This window comes from Duganella kummerowiae (genome assembly GCF_053572355.1).
On the sequence record NZ_JBKFEH010000015.1, the window covers coordinates 62,699 to 82,966 of the forward strand.

At 67.2% G+C, this 20,268-nt stretch carries 15 protein-coding genes and 1 tRNA gene; 6 read left to right on the forward strand and 10 right to left on the reverse strand.

The features are described from left to right. Window positions 1-150 precede the first annotated feature (150 nt). The 5 genes from ACLB1G_RS19880 to ACLB1G_RS19900 are packed head-to-tail and all read right to left on the reverse strand — an operon-like array spanning window position 151 to window position 5,923. A complete protein-coding gene (locus ACLB1G_RS19880) occupies window positions 151-1,548 on the reverse strand; it encodes a sigma-54-dependent transcriptional regulator (RefSeq protein WP_491628973.1) in 1,398 nt (465 codons plus the stop codon). Between the two features lie 8 nt (window positions 1,549-1,556). Then, entirely contained in the window at window positions 1,557-2,756 is a 1,200-nt protein-coding gene (locus ACLB1G_RS19885) for an ABC transporter permease (protein WP_491628974.1), read from the reverse strand. After that, window positions 2,756-3,988, reverse strand: a complete 1,233-nt coding sequence (locus ACLB1G_RS19890) for an ABC transporter permease (RefSeq protein ID WP_491628975.1) — start codon at window positions 3,986-3,988, stop codon at window positions 2,756-2,758. The genes ACLB1G_RS19885 and ACLB1G_RS19890 overlap by 1 nt, the downstream gene beginning before the upstream one ends. Before the next feature lie 10 nt (window positions 3,989-3,998). Then, entirely contained in the window at window positions 3,999-4,661 is a 663-nt protein-coding gene (locus ACLB1G_RS19895) for an ABC transporter ATP-binding protein (protein WP_491628976.1), read from the reverse strand. A 14-nt stretch (window positions 4,662-4,675) separates the two neighbouring features. Further along, on the reverse strand, window positions 4,676-5,923 hold the full coding sequence (locus ACLB1G_RS19900; protein WP_491628977.1) for an efflux RND transporter periplasmic adaptor subunit: 1,248 nt from the start codon (window positions 5,921-5,923) through the stop codon (window positions 4,676-4,678). A gap of 255 nt (window positions 5,924-6,178) precedes the next feature. Between ACLB1G_RS19900 and ACLB1G_RS19905 the strand changes: the two genes are divergently transcribed. Then, on the forward strand, window positions 6,179-6,967 hold the full coding sequence (locus tag ACLB1G_RS19905; RefSeq protein ID WP_491628978.1) for a transporter: 789 nt from the start codon (window positions 6,179-6,181) through the stop codon (window positions 6,965-6,967). Between the two features lie 12 nt (window positions 6,968-6,979). Continuing rightward, window positions 6,980-8,524 carry a methyl-accepting chemotaxis protein gene (locus tag ACLB1G_RS19910; RefSeq protein WP_491628979.1) on the forward strand — a complete coding sequence of 515 codons (1,545 nt, stop codon included), beginning with the start codon at window positions 6,980-6,982 and terminating at the stop codon, window positions 8,522-8,524. A 28-nt stretch (window positions 8,525-8,552) separates the two neighbouring features. Here ACLB1G_RS19910 and ACLB1G_RS19915 read toward each other — a convergent pair whose 3' ends face one another. Next, on the reverse strand, window positions 8,553-9,149 hold the full coding sequence (locus ACLB1G_RS19915; RefSeq protein ID WP_491628980.1) for an IMPACT family protein: 597 nt from the start codon (window positions 9,147-9,149) through the stop codon (window positions 8,553-8,555). Between the two features lie 192 nt (window positions 9,150-9,341). Here ACLB1G_RS19915 and ACLB1G_RS19920 point away from each other — a divergent pair, with 192 nt between their 5' ends. Next, window positions 9,342-11,312 (forward strand): helicase-related protein, encoded by a 1,971-nt coding sequence (locus ACLB1G_RS19920; protein WP_491628981.1) that lies wholly within the window; start codon window positions 9,342-9,344, stop codon window positions 11,310-11,312. 2 nt (window positions 11,313-11,314) lie between these two features. Further along, window positions 11,315-11,602, forward strand: coding sequence for a hypothetical protein (locus tag ACLB1G_RS19925; protein ID WP_491628982.1), 288 nt, complete (start codon window positions 11,315-11,317; stop codon window positions 11,600-11,602). A 45-nt stretch (window positions 11,603-11,647) separates the two neighbouring features. On the opposite strand, the gene ACLB1G_RS19930 is transcribed toward ACLB1G_RS19925, so the two are convergent. Next, a tRNA-Lys gene (locus ACLB1G_RS19930) sits at window positions 11,648-11,723 on the reverse strand. A 761-nt stretch (window positions 11,724-12,484) separates the two neighbouring features. Here ACLB1G_RS19930 and ACLB1G_RS19935 point away from each other — a divergent pair. Beyond that, a complete protein-coding gene (locus tag ACLB1G_RS19935; RefSeq protein WP_491628983.1) occupies window positions 12,485-13,630 on the forward strand; it encodes an acyltransferase family protein in 1,146 nt (381 codons plus the stop codon). An 86-nt stretch (window positions 13,631-13,716) separates the two neighbouring features. Then, on the forward strand, window positions 13,717-16,335 hold the full coding sequence (locus ACLB1G_RS19940) for a YncE family protein (protein WP_491628984.1): 2,619 nt from the start codon (window positions 13,717-13,719) through the stop codon (window positions 16,333-16,335). A 3-nt stretch (window positions 16,336-16,338) separates the two neighbouring features. Here ACLB1G_RS19940 and dsbD read toward each other — a convergent pair whose 3' ends face one another. The 3 genes from dsbD to ACLB1G_RS19955 are packed head-to-tail and all read right to left on the reverse strand — an operon-like array spanning window position 16,339 to window position 20,257. Then, on the reverse strand, window positions 16,339-18,240 hold the full coding sequence (gene dsbD, locus ACLB1G_RS19945) for a protein-disulfide reductase DsbD (RefSeq protein WP_491628985.1): 1,902 nt from the start codon (window positions 18,238-18,240) through the stop codon (window positions 16,339-16,341). Then, the gene (locus ACLB1G_RS19950) at window positions 18,237-19,130 is read right to left on the reverse strand and encodes an FAD:protein FMN transferase (protein WP_491628986.1); all 894 of its coding nucleotides are present in this window, start codon (window positions 19,128-19,130) and stop codon (window positions 18,237-18,239) included. The genes dsbD and ACLB1G_RS19950 overlap by 4 nt, the downstream gene beginning before the upstream one ends. After that, window positions 19,127-20,257: a DUF3570 domain-containing protein gene (locus ACLB1G_RS19955; RefSeq protein WP_491628987.1), complete on the reverse strand. Its 1,131-nt coding sequence runs from the start codon at window positions 20,255-20,257 to the stop codon at window positions 19,127-19,129. Before ACLB1G_RS19955 ends, ACLB1G_RS19950 begins: the two co-directional genes overlap by 4 nt. Window positions 20,258-20,268 lie beyond the last annotated feature (11 nt).

Here is a 20,268-nt window from a genome sequence, read left to right on the forward strand (position 1 = left end):
GGGCGGCCGTGACGTGATGGTGCAGGCCGCACAAATGCGTGGCGCACCACGCGGTATGCCGGCCGGCGCCGGGCTGACCGTGAGGCACCGGCACCAGTCCGCCCGGGCGCTGCGGGGCGGCCATGCGGGCCTGCGGGCGCCCGCGCGGCGTCATGGGGCGCCGTCCGGAACGCCTGCGCCGCCCAGGCCGTGGCGTTCCAGGCGCCGGTACAGCGCCGTGCGGCTCAGGCCCAGCGCCTTGGCCACGCGCGTGACATTGCCCTGGTGCTGCTCCAGCGCCTTGGCGATCATGTGCCGTTCGACCTGCTCCAGGGTCATGCCATCCACGCCCAGGCGCGGGGCGGCGCCGTGCTCGTGCTGCTGCACGGCCTGGAAGTCGGCCTGTTTCAGTTCGCTCTTGCCGACCAGCAGCAGGGTTCGCTCCAGGGTTTGCTTGAGCTGGCGGATGTTGCCCGGCCAGGGCTGGGCCGACAGCCACTCCAGCGCAGAAGGCGCCAGCGAGGCCGCGCCCAGGCCGTAGCTGTGCGCCACCTCGCCCAGGATGTGGCGCGCCAGCAGCGCAATGTCGCTGCGGCGCTCGCGCAGCGGCGGCAGGCGCAGGGTGATCAGGTTCAGGCGGTAGAACAGGTCCTCGCGGAACTCGCCGGCCGCCACCAGCTCGGCCAGTTCGCGGTTGGTGGCCGACACCACCCGCACGTCGGCGCGCTCGGTGCGGCTGGAACCGACCGCCTGGTAGCCCTGGTCCTGCAGCACGCGCAGCAGCTTGACCTGGTCGGCCCGGTTCAGCTCGCCGATCTCGTCCAGGAACAGCGTGCCCTCGTGGGCGCTGGCGATGTGGCCCTTGCGGTCGGCGCGGGCGTCGGTGAAGGCGCCGCGCACGTGGCCGAACATCTCGCTTTCGAACAGCGTGGGCGTGATGGCGCCCATGTTGATCTTGACGATGGGCCGCGCGGCGCGCGGGCTGTTGCGGTGGATGGCGTCGGCGATCAGCTCCTTGCCGCAGCCGCTCTCGCCCAGTATCAGCACCGGCGCGCGCGTGGCCGCCACCTGGCCGACCGTGGCCAGCACCTGCAGCAAACGCGGGTGCTCGCCGATGATGCCGGAAAAATCGAACTGGGCGTCCAGCGCCTGGCGCGTCAGGCGTGCGGCCGGAGCCGGCTCGGCCGAGGCCAGGGTGGCGCGGATCAGGCCCACCAGCTGGCTGTTGTCCCACGGCTTGGTGCAAAAATTGGCGGCGCCGGCCTGCATGCCGCGCACGGCCAGCGCGATCGAGCCCCAGGCCGTCAGCAGCAGCACCGGCAGCTGCGGGTGACGCTGGCGGATCTCGGCCAGCAGGGCCAGGCCTTCCTCGCCGCTGGTCTGCAGCGAGAAGTTCATGTCCTGCAGCACCAGGTCAACAGCTTCGCGCGCCAGCATCGCCAGGGCTTGGGCGGGATCGTCGGCGCACAGGGTGTCGAAGCCGGACTGCTTGAGCAGCAAGGCCAGCGATACCTGCACGGCCTGGTCGTCGTCGACGATGAGGATGCGTTGCTTGCGGTGTGATTCCATGGAATTCGTTATTCGTGGCGCAGGGCCGCTGTCGGGTTCAGGCGCGCGGCGCGCCAGCCCGGATACAACGAGCACAGCAAGGATAGCAGATAGATGACGCCCGCCGATAGCGCCGCCGCCGCGCTGAACACGGTCCAGTCCAGGCTGTCGAAGGCGCCGGTTAGCGGCAGCTGGGCCAGCAGCACCAGTCCCACCAGCACTGCGCCGGAACTGAGCAGCAGCTGTTCCCACACGATCTGGCGCGCGATGTCGCCGGCGCTGGCGCCCAGGGCGCGCCGCAAGCCGATCTCCGGAATGCGCTGGGTGATGTTCTGCCACAGCACGCCGAACAGCCCGAACGCCACCATGGCCAGCAGGAAGGCGGCCACCACGGCCAGCAGCTTGAGCGGCACCAGTTGCAGCCTGAACATGGAATCGCGCATCTCGGCGCTGGTCTTGATGGTGTAGGACCATTTCGGGCGCACCTGGTGCAAACGCTCGTTGAGTTCGGCCTCGAAGGCGCGTGGCGTGCCCGGCGCCACCTTGACATAGAGCGTGCGCATGTCCAGATGGGGGGCCACCGGGTTGAAGCGGAACAGCGCCAGGTTGACCGGCTCCATGAACTCGCCCTTGGGACGGAAGTCCTCGATCACGCCGACCACGCGGTGGCGCTCGGCCTTTTCCTCGGGCGCGTGCTCCAGCTCATACACCTGGCCAACCGCCGACCGTCCGGGGAACAGCTGCTCGGCCAGGCGGCGGTTGACCACCACCGGGGTGTCGGCCTGGCCATCGTCGGCCGGCGAGAACCAGCGGCCCGCATTGAGCATCATGCCGTGCATGGCGAAGAAATCGTCGCTGACCTGCAGTATCTGGGTCTTGACGGCGATGTGCTTGTCCAGCGTGTTGACGCCGGTGCTCATGGTGGACATGTCGAAGGTGGGATGCTCGCTGAAGGCCACGCCGCGCACCTGGGGCAGCGCGGCCAGGGTATCGTGCAGCTGGCGGTAGACGTCGACCCCGTTGCTCGACAGTTCATCGTCGACCGGGTTGAATTCCACGGTCCACACGTCGGCATACTGGAAGCCCAGCGGGCGCTGGTACAGCCGGTAGTTTTGCACGGCCACCACGGCCACGCAGAACACGATCACGAAGGCCAGCAGGATTTCCGCGCTCAGCAGCAGGTTGCGGGTCTTGCGTTTCCAGATCAGTTTGAACAGGTGGCGCAGCATCAGGCAGTTCCTTTCAGGGCGTGGACCGGGTCCAGGCGCGACATTTTCCAGGCCGGCAGCACGCCGGACAGCAGGCCGAACACCAGGGTGATCAAGAGGCCCAGCGCGAACACGGTCCAGTTCATTTGTACTTTGAGATAGGGGATGAGGCCGGAACCTTCCAGCCACCACAGCACGCCGGCCGTGGCGGCCAGGCCGAGCGCGCCGCCTGCCAGGCACAGCAGCACGTTTTCCAGCAGCAGCTGGCCGGCCATCTGGGCGCTGGTGGCGCCGAAGGCCTTGCGCACGCCGATCTCGGCGCTGCGTTCCAGGATGCGTCCCGTGTTCAGGTTGACCAGGTTGAGGGCGGGCAGCAGCATGAACAGCAGCATGGCGGCAGCAATCATGGACAGCAGTTTGGCGCCGCCGGCGTCGCTGCCCTCGCTGTTCATCAGCGTGCGGGCCACCACGTCCAGCTTGCTGTCGCCCCAGAAGCTGGCCTTGCTCCAGCGGCGCGGATCATTGAACTGGACCTTGCCGGCGGCTTGCTCGATCTCTCGCTTGAGGGCCGGCAGCTCCCCGGCGCTGCGCGCCATCAGCAGCGCCGTCAGGGTGCCGCTTTCGGCCTGGCGGTAGTCGGCGCCCGGCATGGTGGTGATCGGCGCCCACAGGTCGGCATAGCTGTTGAGCTGCAGGGTGTCCTCCACCACGCCGATGATGGTGTAGTTCACGCCGCCCACGTTGAGTTTTTGCTGCAGCGCGGACTGGCCGGGAAACAACTGGCGCGCCATGCTGTCGTTGATGACGGTCACGTAGCGTGCGCTGGCGACATCGTCCGCGGTCGGCAGGCGGCCGCCCAGCAGCTTGAAGTCCATGATCTTCCAGTAGTCGGCGTCGGCGTAGCGGATTTGCACGGTGGTCACGCGTCCCGGCTGGTAGGCCGACAGCGTTTGCGGCCAGCTGACCGCCGCCACCGCCACCGCCGAGGGCAGGTGGCGCAGGTCGCGGTCGATGAACTTGTAGCCCAGCGGGCCGCGCCGCTCGGCGTGCGGGCCCTTGTACTGCGCCATGACGATTTGCACGAAGCGCTCGCTGCGGTGCTCCACGCCGGTGGGGTAGAAGGCGTTCTGCAGCAGCGCCGTGACCACCATCAGCACCACCAGGGTGAGCACGATGCACAGCAGGTTGATGGCGGTGAACAGCTTGCGGCGCAGGAAGACCTTGTAGGCGGTCAGCAGGTAGTTGCGTAGCATGGCGCTCCCTTCAGGCGACCAGCTGGCCGTCGAACACGCGCACGGTGCGGTGCGCGCGGCTCGCTTCGCGCTCGTCGTGGGTGACCATGACCACGGTCGTGCCTTCGGCGTTGAGCTGCAGCAGCAGGTCCATGATCTCGGCGCCCATTTTGCTGTCCAGGTTGCCGGTCGGTTCGTCCGCCAGCAGGATGTGCGGCTGGCCGACGATGGCGCGGGCAATCGCCACGCGCTGCTGCTGGCCGCCCGACAGCTGGTTGGGATAATGCTCCATGCGTGCGCCCAGTCCCACCTTTTCCAGCGCGGCGCGGGCCAGCTGGCGGCGCTGGCCGGCGGGCAGCTTGCGGTACAGCAGTGGCAGCTCGACATTGTCGATCACCCGCAGGTCGTTAATCAGGTGGAAGCTCTGGAAGATGAAACCGAAGGCGTGGTTGCGCAGCTGGGCCACGTGCTTGTCCTGGTAGTTCTCGACCACGCGGTTGCCGATCTGGACCGAGCCTGCGCCAGGCCGGTCCAGCAGGCCGATCAGGTTGAGCAGGGTGCTCTTGCCGCAGCCGCTGGGGCCCATGATGCAGACGAACTCCGCCTGCTTGATGTGCAGGTCGATGTCCTTGAGGGCCAGGGTTTCGACCTTGTCGGTCTGGTAGGTCTTGCTGACGTTCTTCAATTTGATCATGTATGCCTCGGGAGTTAATGGGAGACGCGGATGCTGTCGCGTTCCTTGAAATTGCTGGTGTCGGAAACGATGAGGCGGTCGCCGGCGCGCGCGCCGGACAGGATTTCCACCGACTTGCCGTCGCTGGCGCCCAGGTCGACGGTGGTCTTGCGCGCCACGCCGTCGCGCAGCACGAACACCGGCTGCGGGCCGCGTCCGTTCAGGGCCGGACCGGCATCGGCCAGTAGGGTCTTGGCTTTCTGCTCGGTGATGATGTTGACGTCCACCCGCAGCTTGTTGCGCAGCATGGGGTGGTGCGGCTGCTCCAGGGTGACCAGCAGCTTGACGGTGCCGTTCTGGATTTCCGGCAGCACGGTCTGCACCTGGCCTTGCAGCACGGTGCCGTTCTGCTCCACCCGCACGCGCTGGCCGGGCGTGAGGCTGCGGGCGTGGAAGTCGGACAGCGAGGCTTCCACCTTGAAGTTGTCCAGCTCGGAGACGCGCGCCACCAGCTGTCCGGTGGCCAGGCTGGCGCCTTCGTCGGCCAACAGCCAGGTCAGCATGCCGGCAAAGGGGGCCCGTACCTGGGTCTGGGCCAGCACATCCTGCTGGCGCGCCAGCTGCTTTTGCAGGATGGATTTCTGCAGGCGGGCGCCCTCGATATTGCTTTGCGTGCCGCGCTGGTTGTCCTGTATGAGTTCGCGCTGCTGGCGCAGCTGGATTTCGGTGCGCTGCACGTTCAGTTCGGCCGTCAGCAAGTCTTCGGCCGAGACGCCGCCGGCCTTGCGCAAGGTCTGGTAGCGGCCCAGCTTGACGCGGTTGGCTTGCAGGTCCAGCTCCAGCAGCTCGATGGCGCTGACGATCTGCTTGCGCTTCTGGTCGTTTTCCAAGGTCAGCGACTGGATGCGGTTTTCCTGCTGGGCCAGCTGTTCGCGCAGGGCCTCGATGTCGAGCGCGGTGCTGCGGCTGTCCAGCTCCAGCAGCAGGTCGCCTTGTTTCACTTGCTGGCCCATGCGGGCGTGGACCTTGGCGACACGAGTCTGGATCGGGCTCGACACTAGTTCCTCGTGCACCGGTATCACCAGGCCGGAGGCGTTGATGGTGTTGGCGATGCTGCCGCTGCGTACCTCGGACAGGGTGACGCTGGCGCCATCGACACTGGGCGTGACGGCGCGGTTCAGGCCCCAGGCGGCCGCGCACACGCCGGCCAGCAGGGCGGCGCCCGCCAGCACGGCGCGGCGGCGGCGCTTGTGCAGCGTGAGGGTATCGATGGCTTGGTCCATGGTGCGTTTGAGAGATAGCGATACCATCTCCTTTGCAAGCCCCGTGCCACTCGCTTGAATGATCAATAAACTCTTGAAAATCAGATGGTTGCGACGGATGTGGCGGCGCGCCGCCGGGCTGGCGCCGCCCGCCTGCGCGCAACGGCGTCCGGATACGGACACCCCGACCCACGGGCGGGAAAACAACAAAATCCCCCCAGAGCAACACGGTTTCAGGTAGCGTTACATACCTGAGCCGTAGCACTGGGAGGAGTGATGGAGTTCAAGCGCAACTGCGCCGTTTTGTTATGTGCCTTGCCGCTGCTGGCTGGCGCCGCCGAGGAGGAAATCGTCACCGACCGTCCGGATTTCGTCGAGTCCAGCAATGTCGTTGGCAAGGGCCGCTTCCAGCTTGAAACCAGCATCGCCATCGACCGCAACAAGGGCGACGACGGCGTGCGCGAGCGCCTGTTTTCCACGCCCACGCTGCTGCGCCTGGGCATCAGCGACACGCTGGAGCTGCGCTACGAAACGGATGGCCGCCTGCGCGCCCGCACCGACTATCCGGGCGGCCCCAGCGTGCGTGAAAGCGGCTATGCCGATTCCTCGCTGGGCGTGAAATGGCACGTCCTCGATGGCGAGGGCTCCAGCCCCTCGGTGGGCTTGCTGGCCCATGTGGACCTGGACTCCGGCTCGGCCGCCTTCCGCGCCCCGGGGCGCGGCGGCTCGCTGCGCATGGCGGCGGAATGGGAGCTGCCCGATGAATTCTCGCTGGGCGTCATGCCCGGCCTGGCCTGGCAGCGCGACGACAACGGCCAGCGCTACACCGCCGGCATCTTCGGCATCGTGCTGGGCAAATCCTGGACTGACGATTTCCGCACCTTCGTCGAATACTCGGCGCCGCAGATCGCGCGCGCCAGCCATGGCGGCTCGGTCAGCACCTTCGACATCGGCGCGGCCTGGCTGCTGAACAGCCGCATCCAGGTCGACACTGCCCTGTCGCGCGGCCTGAACCGCCAGACCCCGGACTGGAGCTGGACCGCAGGCTTTTCCATCAAATTCTGACCCGAGGAACGCATGCACTGGACCATCAAGAACCGTTTGCTGCTGTCGAATGTGATCACCCTGGTGTTTGTCAGCCTGGTCGGGCTGGTCGGTTTTTTCGCCGTTCGTACGCTGGACAAGGCCATGGATGGCATCAGCGCCAACAGCGCCGCCATCAAGGATCAGTTGCAGGCCGACCAGGCCCACGATGCGCTGCGCGCCGACGTGCTGGCCGCGCGTCTGGCCAGCTTGACCGGCGACACCGCCGCGCAAAAAGAAGTGCTGCAGGATACCGAGGAACACATCGCCCTGTTCCGCAAGCTGATTTCGGAAATGGAGCAAGTCGACACCGACGCCGAGGTCAAGCAGGCTACCGCGCGCGTCAAGCCGGACATGGAAGCCTATCTGCAGCGCGCCGGCGAGATGGTGCGCCTGTCCTTCAGCGACAAGGACGCGGCGGCCGCCAAGTTCGGTCCCTTCATGGACAGCTTCCGCGTGCTGGAAAAAAGCATGGCCAATCTCAGCGAGTTGATCGAGAAGAATTCAGAGCGCGCCAAGCTGGTGGGCGACGAGGCGGTCGTGCAATCGCGCTACCGCATCATCGGCGGCGTGCTGCTGGCGCTGGTGGTGGCGGTGCTGTTCGGCCGCGCCGTGCAGCGCGCCATCATGGGGCCGCTGGAACAGACTGTGGCATTCGCGGCGCGCGTGGCGCAGGGCGATTTGAGCGGGCAGCTGGACATCAGCGACAGCGACCGCTCCGAAACCGGGGACCTGAAGCGCGCCCTGCGTGACATGAACGCCAGCCTGAACGCCATTGTCGGCACCGTGCGCAGCGGCACCGACACCATTTCCACGGCGTCCGGCGAAATCGCGTCCGGCAACATGGATTTGTCGGCGCGCACCGAATCGCAGGCCAGTTCGCTGGAAGAGACGGCGGCGTCCATGGAGGAGATGACTTCCGCCGTGCGCCAGAATTCCGGCCACGCCAAGGAAGCCAGTGCGCTGGCAGCCAGCGCGTCCGGCGTGGCCTCCAAGGGCGGCGCCGTGATGGAGCAGATGGTGCAGACCATGGACGCGATCCACCAGTCCTCCAGCCGCATCGTGGACATCATCGCCGTGATCGAGGGCATCGCCTTCCAGACCAATATCCTGGCGCTGAACGCGGCCGTGGAGGCGGCGCGGGCCGGGGAGCAGGGACGCGGCTTCGCGGTGGTGGCGTCCGAGGTGCGTGGACTGGCGCAGCGTTCGGATTCGGCGGCCAAGGAGGTGCGCGAACTGATCAGCGCCTCGGTGGCCCAGGTGGGCGAGGGCAGCCGCCTGGTGCACGAGGCGGGCGACACCATGGGCGAGGTGGTGTCGGCCATTGCCCGCGTCAACGCCATCGTGGCGGAAATCGACAGCGCCAGCCGCGAGCAGGAGCTGGGCATAGAGCAGGTCAACCAGGCCATAGGCGCCATCGATGGCGCCACCCAGCAGAATGCGGCGCTGGTGGAGCAGGCCGCTGCTGCCGCCGCCTCGCTGCAGGAGCAGGCCGAGCGGCTGTCGGAGGCGGTGCGGGTGTTCCGGCTGCGCGGCTGAGGACCGCCATGCGGCCAGGATTGCTTAATTAATCGTCTTCGTCATCCAGCCACGCCACGCGGCCGGCGCCGGCCTCGTTCAGGCGCGACCGCAGGGCAGGCGCGGCGGCGCCCGGCAGGCTGAACTCGAAGCGCACGAGGTCGCCGTGCTCGACCGCGTCCAGGCGGGCCTGGGCCAGTTCGATCTCGCGCCGCAACAAGCCTTCCAGGGCGTACGGCACCTGGCAGCGCAGGGTGTCGAGCTTGATGATGGGGACCTTGGCGGCGCCCAGCAGGGCTTGCGCCACGCTGTCGGTGTAGGCGCGCACCAGTCCGCCCGCGCCCAGCTTGACGCCGCCGAAGTAGCGCACCACGGTGGCCAGCACGCCCTCCAGGTCCTGGTGGCGCAGCACGTCCAGCATGGGGCGGCCGGCAGTGCCGCTGGGTTCGCCATCGTCCACGGCGGCTGACTGGCCGCCTGCCAGCAGGGCCCAACACACGTGGGCCGCGCCCGGATGCTGTTGCCACAGCGCGGCCACCACGGCCTGGGCCGAGGCGCGGTCGGCCATGGGCTGGACGCAGGCGATGAAGCGGCTTTTCTTGATCACCAGTTCATGGTGGGCGGGGGTGGCAAGGGTCTGGGGCATGGCAGTGTCGGCGTTAAGAGGATGTTTCAAACGTGAACCGGGCCAGGCGCCGTAACGGTGCCATGGTCGTTTTGAAACGTCCTCAAAGGGCAGCATGGTGCCAGAAATGGCGGATGAACACAAAGGCGACCGGGGCCGGCGCGCCAGGCGGGCACGTTATAATCGCGCACGTACCAACTTGCCTATCCCGCCATGACCGATTCCGCGCCTCATCTCCCACCACCAGACAGCGATGAGGACGACGACCAGCTGTGCCGCACCCTGGGCCTGGCGGCGCGCGGCATCGCGCTGGCGCGCCAGGAGGGCCGGGTGTTCCTGCGCATCCGGGGCGAGGCCGCATACGGCGGCATGAGCGTGCCGTATGACCTGGTGCCGGACCAGGGTGTGCTGGCCAAGCCCTCCAAGTGGCGCAAGATGGATCATGACACCCGTTGCCAGCTGCTGCTGGAACGGGCCAGCCCGGAAGCCGAAGCCGCGCTGCGCGCCCAGGTGTCCGGTTTCGTGCAGGAGCTGGCCGACGCCTGCGACGACTGCGGCCTGGACGCCGCACCCTTCCTGCAGGGCCTGGCCGGACAGATCACCGAGCCGGCCTCCATCGTATTCGACCGCCTGCGCCAGCGCCTGGGCCACGCGGTCGAGCGCGAGATGGAGGCGCAGCACGCCGAGCGCACCCGGCAGAGCATCAACCTGGCCGAATATCCGGCCTCCTTCGATGCGGCGCGCCGCATCAAGCGCCGCTTCATCGCCCTGCTGGGGCCGACCAACTCGGGCAAGACCCACCAGGCCATCGAAGCCTTGGCTAAGGCGCCCAGCGGTGTCTACCTGGCCCCGCTGCGCCTGCTGGCGCTGGAAAACTATGAGCGTTTGCAAGCCATGGCGCCGCACGGCAAGCCGCTGGCGGTGAGCCTGATCACGGGCGAGGAGCGGCGCCTGGAACCCGGCGCCACCCATGTGGCCAGCACGGTGGAAATGCTGGACACCCGCACCCCCGTGGACGTGGCCGTGATCGACGAGATACAGATGCTGTCCGACCGCGACCGTGGCGCGGCCTGGACCGCCGCCGTGTGCGGCGCCCCGGCCCGCACCGTCTACCTGGTGGGCGCCCCCGAAGCGCGGCGCGCCATCGAGGTGCTGGCGGCGCGCCTGGAGTGCGAGCTGGAAGTGCATTTGCTCAAGCGCAAGGGGCCGCTGTCGGTGGAGCCGGGCGCGGTGCGCAAGCTGCGCAACCTGCGCCGGGGCGATGCCGTGATCGCCTTCTCGCGCCGCGAGGTGCTGATGTGGCGCGACATGGTGACGGAAATGGGGCTGTCGGTGGCTACCGTGTACGGCAACCTGTCGCCCGAGGTGCGCCGCGCCCAGGCCCAGCGTTTCCGCGACGGTTCGGCCGACGTGGTGGTGGGCACCGACGCCATCGCCATGGGCTTGAACATGCCCATACAGCGCATCGTCATGACCACCAGCGTCAAGTACAACGGCTACGAGGAGGAGGAAATCCCGGCCGCGCTGGCGCGCCAGATCGCCGGCCGCGCCGGCCGCTACGGCGTGCACGAGGAAGGGCTGGTGGCCGGCTACGACGATGAAACCCACGCCGTGATCCGTTCGCTGCTGCGTGAAAAGCCGGTGCCGCTGAAAACCTCTGGCTTCGCGGTGGCGCCCACCCTGGAGCATTTGCACCGGATTTCCTCGGTGACGGGGGAGCAGGCGCTGGCCAAGCTGCTCAAGCGTTTCGTCCACAACATCGACGTGCCGGACGGCTTTTTCTATCCGCGTATTACCGAGGAGCAGTTCGAGCGCGCCGCCTGGCTCGATACGCTGGAGCTGAGCGTGGCGGAGAAGTTTGCCTTGTCGCTGGTGCCGGTCTCGTCCAAGGTGGCCGCGCTGCAGCACGCCTGGGAAAAGTGGGCGGTGGCCCTGGCCAACAAGAAAGTCACCCACCTGGGCGCGCTGCAGACGCCGCTCGCCTACCTGAACCTGCAGGAGGTGGAGGACGCCTGCCGCCTGTATTCCGCCTATGCCTGGCTGTCCTACCGGCTGCCCGAGCACTTCCCGGACATCGCCCGCGCCCAGGAATTGTCGCGCGAGGCCTCTGAGCGGGTCGATTCCATCCTGCGCGAGCAGAATTCCGCCGCGCGCCGGCGCCAGCCGGGCAAGTTCCGGCGCTAGCCATGGACGAGCCGCGCTGCCCCCTGTGCGGCCGGGTGCTGGGCACGGTCAACATCGACCGCCACCACCTGGTGCCGCGCACCTTCAAGGGCAAGGAGCAGTTCCCCATCCATAAAATCTGTCACCGCAAGATCCATTCCGTGTTCACGGAGCGCGAACTGTTGCAAAAATTTCATACTTGGGAAGCCTTGCGCGGCCATCCGGACATCCAGGCTTTCATTGCCTGGGTGGCGAAAAAAGACCCGGGTTTTTACGTCCGCACTGAAACTTCGGCGCGCAAGCGGCGCTGAAAAACAAAACGCCAACCGGTGGAGGTTGGCGTTTTGTTTGCATCTTGGTAGGCCGTGCGGGATTCGAACCTGCGACCAACGGATTAAAAGTCCGCTGCTCTACCAGCTGAGCTAACGACCCGTAGGGCCGCTATCATAGTCGCAGTTGCCATTGATTGCAAGCGGCCTCCGGCCGCCGCCCCGTATGTGCGCGGTGCTGGCTGGCATCCAGCCAGATCGGGGAGCGATATTTGGCGGGTATTTTATCGTCAGCGAATATCTGTATGGCAGTTTTACCATCTGGCCGCCCTGCAGCGATTTGACGAGCGCCCGGTGCTGTCAAGAAGAAATACGGCCTTTGTGCCAGAAATTGTCTGGTTCGTGCCAATTTCTGGTTTAATTTTCGCTGTATGCAGCCTGGACTACGGATAGGTATGCCCTTTTGCACGTCATGGAAGGGGATGCCGGCCGGTGGTGATTTGTGAAAAAAATCCATCGCATGTTTCGAATGGAAGTATTATCCGGGGCAATGGTTGGGCCGGCTGCAAATGGCGCGGTATTGCCTGGGGATATTTTCGGCGCGTACCGTCCAAATTCTCCGGTTATTATTTCGGCATAATATCCGGCTGATATCTTTCATGCACGGCGGCGTGGCGGAATAAAGAATAGCCGTTCCTTCAGGGAAGTGCTGCCAGCGCGCCTCGTAAATAAATCAGCACCGCCATCATAATGCGGAACGCACCGGGTCTTATCTGCCGCCTGGACCGGTATACATCGGCGGAGGAAAGCCCCCGGTTGCGGGCCGGTCCGGCTGATCTGTTTCTTGATGTAATCGTACCGTCACAATTGTGCCAAACCGGCTATCATGGCGCCCCGTCAGAACGCCGTACAAGGAACAAGCAAGTGAAGGTCGCAGCCATCGCGAAAACGCCGCCCCAGCTGGGCATGATCAACCTGCTGAAGGCCGTTGCCGCCCAGTTGATTGTTTTGCATCATCTGGCCTTTTATGGCCCGATGGCGGACGCCGTGCGCCCCATGTGGACCGGCCTGATCGACTGGCTGGGTTCCAGCGCGCGCATCGCGGTGCAAGTGTTCCTGGTGGTGGGCGGCTTCCTGGCGGCCAGATCGCTGTCGCCATCGGGCGGCGCCGGCCATGCCGATCCGCTGGGCGCCATCCGGCGGCGCTATGCCAAGCTGGCGCCGCCATTTTTTGTGGCGACATTGATGGCGGTGATGGCCTCGGCCCTGGCGGCGCTGCTGATGACCCACGACTCGATTTCGCCGCTGCCCACGCCGGGCCAGCTGGCGGCTCATGCGCTGCTCCTGCACGGAGTGCTCGGCTATCCGTCCGTGTCGGCCGGGGCCTGGTATGTGGCCATCGATTTCCAGCTGTACGCCCTGGTGGTGGGCATGCTGTGGCTGTGCGGCCGCATGGCGCGAGGGCGGCAGTTGCCCTGGCTGGTGCCGGCGGCCAGCACCCTGGGCATGCTGCTGTCCCTGTTGTATTTCAATCTGGACGCGGATTGGGATAACTGGGCCCTGTACTTCTTTGGCAGCTATGCGTTGGGCATGATGGCCTGGTGGACCGGCGATCCGCGCCGCACCCCGCTGCAGTCCATGGTGATGATGTCCACGATGGTGCTTCCCGGGCTGGTGGCGCTGGGCGTGCACTACCGCAGCCGCATCGCGCTGGCGGTGCTGGTGGCCTGCGTGCTGGTGCTGTTCGGGCGTCTCGAGACTGTTTCCGGCGGTCTGGCGGCGCGCGCCACTAGCTATCTGGGCAAGATTTCGTATTCCGTGTTCCTGATCCATTTCCCGGTCTGCCTGCTGGTGAACGCCGTGTTTACCAGCATGATGCCGGCTGCGCCGGCATGGCAGGCCGCCGGCATGGCGGCAGCCTGGAGCGCCAGCCTGGCGGCCGGCGCGGCCTTCTTCCGCTGGGTGGAAACGCCGCTCGGGCGGGCCATACAGGCGGCCGCCCGGCGCCGCCCACAGGCCGCTCCGCTGCCTATGGCCGCAGCTCGCCGGGGCGGGACGCTGATCAGTTAGTAAATCCGCATTAGTTATTTTATAATTCTGCCTGGAAATGCCATTGCATGAACAATGGCGTCGAATCACCACTTCAGGTAGAGATAATGAAAATACAACTTGCAAACAGCTTGTGGCGCTGGCTCGCACCGGCGCTGCTCGCGCTGCCGCTGCTGTCCGGATGCGGCGGCGGCGGATCGTCCAGCACCACTGTGGCCAATACGGCGCCGCGCCTGTCCATGCTGCTGGGCGGGCAGGTACGGGCCGGTGCCGCCGGCGCCGACGCCAGCGCCTCGGTCGGCAGCGAGGTGCTGCTCAGCGGCTCCAATAGTAGCGACGCCGAAGGCGACCCCCTGACCTTCAGCTGGACCGTGGTCAGCAAGCCGGCCAACAGTACCGTCACCATTGCCGCCAACGCCGGCGCGCAAGTGACCGTCAAACCCGACGTGGGCGGGACCTATGTATTCAACTTGAAAGTCACTGACAGCAAGGGCGCTTCCTCGGAACAGCGCGCCACGGTGCTGGTGGACAACACGCCGCCAGCCAGTTCGCTGGTGGTCAGCGTCAGTTATACGGCGGTGCCGGTCACCAAGCCCAGCCAGGATGTCAGCGTGGGCGCCGCCATCGTGCTGGACGCCAGCGCCAGCGCCGATTCGGATGGCGACCCCGTCAGCACAACCTGGCAGTTCGTGGAGCAGCCCGTGGCCAGCAAGGCGGGACTGGTCACGGCCGGCAAGACGGTGCGTTTCGTGCCCGACGTTCCCGGCACCTTCCGGGTCCGTGCGCGCGGCGCCGATCCCAAGGGCGCCTACGCCGACACCATTTTTGTCTTCGAGGCCCGCAACCAGGCGCCAGCCGTGGTGGTGGTGGGCAATGTCACGCCACAGGCGCAGGACGCCGGCGGGTCCACCATCCAGGCGTCGGTGGGCTACCTGGTGTCGCTCAACGGCGCCAACAGCACCGACCCGGCCGGCAAGCCGCTGACCTATGCCTGGAGCCTGTCCAGCAAGCCCTCCGCCAGCACGCTACAGCTGGGCGCCACCGCAGCCCGGGTGCTGCAGTTCGCGCCCGATGTGCTGGGCGATTACGTGGTCAAGCTGACCGTCACCAACAGCAGCGGCGAGGCCAGCTTCTACACCAGCACGGTATCGGTCAGGAACAGCCGTCCGGTGGCCAGCATCAGCAGCAACGCCACCCCGGTGGCGCTGGCGTCCGGCCCCACCATCCGCCTGCCGGCCAACACCGTGGTCACGCTGCGCGGTGGCGCCAGCAGCGACGCCGATGGCGACACCATCACCTATGCCTGGAGCCTGACGGACAAGCCGGCCGGCAGCGCCACCACGCTGTCCGCATCCGCCACCGCCAACGTACAGCTGACGCCGGACAAGGACGGCCTGTATGTGGTGCTGCTGCGCACCACCGACCCGGCCGGCGCCTATTCTGAACAGAGCCTGACCATCGATGTCGGCACTTATGCGCCGGTGGCCGTGGTCGACCGCAGCAATATGACCACCGTGGTGGGCGGCGCCGTCACCGCCTCGGCGGCCCTCAGTTATGACGAGGATGGCGATAAACTGAGCTATGCCTGGGCCCTGGACGCCCGTCCGGCCGGTTCCGCCGCCACCATCGCCAGCCCGTCCTCGTCCAGCCTGAGCTTCACGCCCGACCTGGCCGGCACTTACGTGGCGTCGGTCACGGTCAGCGACGGCAAGCGTTCGGCCATCGCCTATGTCAACGTGCGGGTGCTGGCCTCGATAGCCGGCTCGGTGGCGCTGCCGTTCGCGCCGCTGGAGACGCGCTACAGTCGTGGCCTGGATCGCCTGGTCTCGGTGGCCACCAATCCCAACGCGCTGAAGATCGTCGATCCCTTTACCGGCGCCATCAAGACCGTGCTGCTGCCCATGGCCGTCAAGTCGCTGCAGCTGAGTGCAGATGGCAAGCTGGCCGCCGTGCTGCACGAGGGAGTCCTGAGCCTGGTCGACCTGCAAACCGCCACGCTGCTCAAGTCCGCCGCCACCGGCGGCGCCCAGACCGACGCCTTCATCACCAACGACGGGGTGGCCTACCTGATCGGCCAGACCGGCGGCCAGTGGGTGCGGCCGGCGGTGACGGTGCTCGATGCCCGTACCGGCGCCAAGCTGTCCGAACTGGACTATGCGAGCGGCCAGTTCTATGGCACCCAGCGCGGCATTTTCGCCCAGAGCAAGAGCAAGGCGCTGCTGATGGCGAGCGGCCTGTCGCCGGCCGACATCTCTTATTTCACCGTCGATCCCAAGACCAATTCGGTGCTGGCCAGCGGCGATTCGCCCTATCATGGCGATTATTCGATGTCGGCGCCGCTGTACCTGAGCGAGACCGAGGACTTGGTGTTCACCTCGGCCGGCAATTACTTCCAGACCGATACCCTGAAGTACGCCGGGCGCTTCAGCATGACCGGCCAGCTGGCTTCCCTGAGCCACTCGTCGGCCGTGGATGAAACCCTGCTGATCGCCACCACCGGCGGTTCCTACCCCGACTATGCGGTGACCTACCCGTCGGTGTACAAGCGCTACACCGGCGCGCTGTTCCTGCCGGCCACGGACTTGCCGCTGCCGAAGATAGGCACTGAGCAAAGCTACGGCATCGGCATCTACCACAGCGCGGACGGCCACCATATCGCGCTGGTGCAGACCGGCAGCGCCGCTCAGAACGCGGCCGGGGTCAAGTATTACCTGACCTACCGTTAGCCCTCAGCCAGTGCGCCGCAGCTGGCGCATGAAGGCCTCCGGCGGCATGAAGCCGATCACGCGCGCTTGCGGCACTTCCTTGCCGCCGGCGTCGAACAGGATGATGCCGGGCGGCCCGAACAGCTGGAAGCGCTTCATCAGGGCGCGGTCGTCGGCATTGTTGGCGGTGACGTCCACCTGGACCAGCCGCATGCCGCGCATGGCGGCCGCCACCCGCGCGTCGGAAAAAGTCATGCGCTCCATTTCCTTGCAGGCCACGCACCAGTCGGCATAGAAGTCCAGCATGACCGGCTTGTCGGTGCCGGCCAGCAGCTGGTCCAGTTCGGCCACGGTGCGGATGCGCGTGAAGCGCGCTTCCTCATGTTCGCCGCCCCGGACCGCCACCGTGGCCGGGCCGGCGCGCAGGTGCGCCAGCGGCTGCAGTACGTCGGTGCCCGAGCTGGCCGCGCCCACCAGTTCGAAAAGGCCGCCCAACAGCAGCACCACGCCCAGGGCCCTCGCCGCATAGGCGCCCAGCCCGGCGCCGGGCGGCAGCGCCTCGCCGGTGCGCAGGAAGGCCGCGCACAGGATGGCGAACACGCCCCACAGGGCCATGGCGGCCGTCACCGGGAATACCGGACTGATCATCCAGATGGCTACTGCGATCAGCAGCAGGCCGAATACTTTTTTCACATTGTTCATCCAGGCGCCCGCGCGTGGCAGCAGGCTGCCGGCCGACAGTCCGGTCAGCAGCAGCGGCACGCTCATGCCGGCCGCCATAGAGAACAGGGCCCAGCCTCCGGTGGCGGCGTTGCCGGTCTGGCTGATGTAGAGCAGGGCGCCGGCCAGCGGGCCGGCCACGCAGGGCCCCACGATCAGGGCCGACAGCGCGCCCATGATGAACACGCCGGCAATCTTGCCGCCGCTCTGGCGCCCGCTCGAGGCGCTCAAGCGGCTTTGCAGGGCGCTGGGCAGCTGCAACTGGTAGACGTCGAACATGGACAGGGCCAGCGCGAACAGCAGCGCGCCAAAGGTCAGCAGCACCCACGGCTTTTGCAGCGCGCCGGCCAGGCCTTCGCCTGCCAGGCCGGCCGCCACGCCCAGCGCGGTGTACACCAGCGCCATGCCCAGGCTGTAGGCACCGGCCAGCAGCAGGCCGCGCCGCCGCGTCACGCTGCCCTCTCCGACGATGATGGAGGACAGGATGGGCACCATGGGCAGCACGCAGGGCGTAAACGAGAGCAGCAGGCCAAACACCAGGAAGGCGCCGCCTATGCGCCAGGCGCTGCCGCTTTGCAGGGTGCGCTGGGCCAGCGAGGTGTCATCCTCGGCGGGCGTTGGTGCGGGTGCAGCGCCTTGCGCCGCACCTGTCTCCGCGCCAGGACGTGCCGCCGGCGCCGGCGTGGCCGCCTGCGGCAGCGCAGCGTTTGGCTTGGCTGCCTGTCTGGCCGCATTGCCGATATCGGTCGCACGGCCCGTGTCCGTCGCCCCGGACGCCTTGGCCGTCAGCGCGCCCGGCGCGGCCGGATCGACGGTGTAGGTCAGCGCCACCGGCGGATAGCACAGGCCCGCATCGGCGCAGCCCTGGTAGCCGACGGTCAGCTCGAAGGGCGCGCTGGCGGTGACCGGCACGCCCAGCTCCAGCGACTGGTAATAGGTTTCCATCTCCTTGCCGAAGTTTTCATCGAACTTGCGCTTGCCGGGCGGCAGCTGCGGCTGTCCCACACCGGGGCCGGTAAAGGACAGGCGTTCGCGGTACAGGTGATAGCCTTCCGGGATGGTCCAGCGCAGGATGACGGTATGGGCGTCGCGCAGCTCCGCCTTGAGCACAAAGGCTTGCTCGGGCGGCAGGAAATCATCCGCCTGCGCGAACGGGAGGCAGGCCGCCAGCAACAGCGCGCACAGCCAGTTGAATATCGGTTTCATGGGGTTCTCCGAAAAATATGTCCTTGCTGGTCGATGGCCAGGTAGCCCATGCCGCAGCGCTCGAGGAAGGCCAGGCCGTCCTGCTCCAGCAGCATGGCGGTGGTGGTGCAGCTGCCGGCGGTGATCGCCAGCGGCGCCACCACGCTGACCGAGCGCCAGTGCGACACCGGCAAGCCGGTACGCGGGTCCAGCACATGGCAATAGCGCCGGCCATTGACCTCGATAAAGCGCTCGTAATCGCCGCTGGTGGCCAGGGCGCCGCGGCTGATCGGCAGGCTGGCCACCGTGCTGGCCGTGTCGCGCGGGTCCTGGATGCCGATATTCCACGCCGTGCCATCGGGGCGCGGACCGACGAAGCGCATGTCCCCGCCCAGGTTGACGTAGCCATGCTGCACGCCCATATCGGCCAGCACCTGGGCCGCCTGGTCCACCGCGTACTCCTTGCCGAAGCCGCCGAAATCCAGTTCCATGCCGCGCAGGGGCAGGAACACCCGGGCCTGGCCGCACACCACCTTGCCCCAGCCGACCAGCGGCAGCAGCCGGTCCAGGGCGCCGGCCTTGGGCAGGCGGCCGCTGCGGAAATCCCAGGCCTTGCGCAGCACCCCGGAGGTGATGTCGAAGCGTCCCTCGCTGGCGGCGTGCAGGCGGTCGGCGTAGGCCAGCAGTGCGGCCGTCTCCTCGTCGCATTCCACCGCATGCAGGCCGGCGGCGGAGTTGATGCGGCTGACCACGCTGTCGGCCAGGTAGCGCGAGTATTTTTGCTCGATGCGGCGCACTTCGGCAATGGCCGGCGCGGCGCACTGGCGCGCCTCGTCCGCGTGCTTGGCCACGACCCGGATTTCGCAGCTGCTGCCCATGGCCGTGAAGGCGAAGCTGTGGGCGCCGTTCACCACAGCCGCGTGAATCCCACTTGCAGGCTGGTGGCGCGCAGCGGCGCCAGGCCCGGGCTGCCATTGCCGAACACGCGCCAGGCGCCGCGCTGCTCATAGCGTTCCAGCTTCAGGTCCACGCTCCAGTCCTGGTCCAGCTGCTTGGCCACCTTGATGCCGGCGGTGACGGCGCCAAACGCGGACAAGCGCTGGTCGGCCGAGGTGTAGGCCGTGCCGCCGAACACGTAGCCGGGCGGGAAGGGCGCGCCGGTGCTGCCATACACCGGGTCGAAATAGAAATCCGCCGCCCGCTGCGAGTACAAACGCAGGGATGGCGTCAGCGTCCAGCCATCCGCCAGCGATTGCACCCATTCACCGGACAGCGTGTGCGCGCTGATGCCGAAGCTGTCGCGGTAGTAGCGGTAGGCCAGGCGGCTGGTGGCGTTGGCGGCCACGAAGCGGTGGTTCCACTGCGCCAGCAGGGTGTCCTGGTCGCGCTGGCGCGGGCGGTTGTCGGCCAGCTTGTACGGATCGGAGTAATAGCCATGGCCGCTGCTGTGGGTGTAGGTCAGCTGGCCGATATCGAGCGGCGTGAAGATGCGCGTCACGCCGGCCAGCACGTTCCAGTTCTGGCGGCTTTCATGGTCGACGATGTGGTTGACCGGGTTGATGGCGTCGTCCGAACCGCCCACGCCCAGCGACCAGCTGGTATTCTTGTCCTCGCTGTCCAGAGTGCCCTGCAGCGACAGGGCGCGCGAGCGGTAGTCATGCTCGGTCGAGAAGGCGGCGCCCACGCTGACCGTGCCGCGCGGCAGATAGCGGGTGACGGCCAGGTCGCCGGCCTTGCGCCGGTCGTCCATGCGCGAGGCGCCGGAGACCGCTGTGTGGTAGCGCGGTGAGGCGCCGGACACGTCGTCGGTGGTGGCGCTGGCCGCAATGGACCAGTCGCCCGCCACCGGGGCCAGCACGGAGATCGCGGGCGCATGCACGCGGATGCGGTCCAGGCCCGGCTGGTCTTCCTTGTAGTCCAGGTATTTGACGCTGATGGCGCCGCGCTCGGGCGCCGTCTCGGCATGTGCGGCGCCCGGCAGCAGCATGGCCGCCGCCAGCAGCGCCTGGCCTATCGATGGCTGTTTGGTGTTATCCATGGAATTCCTTG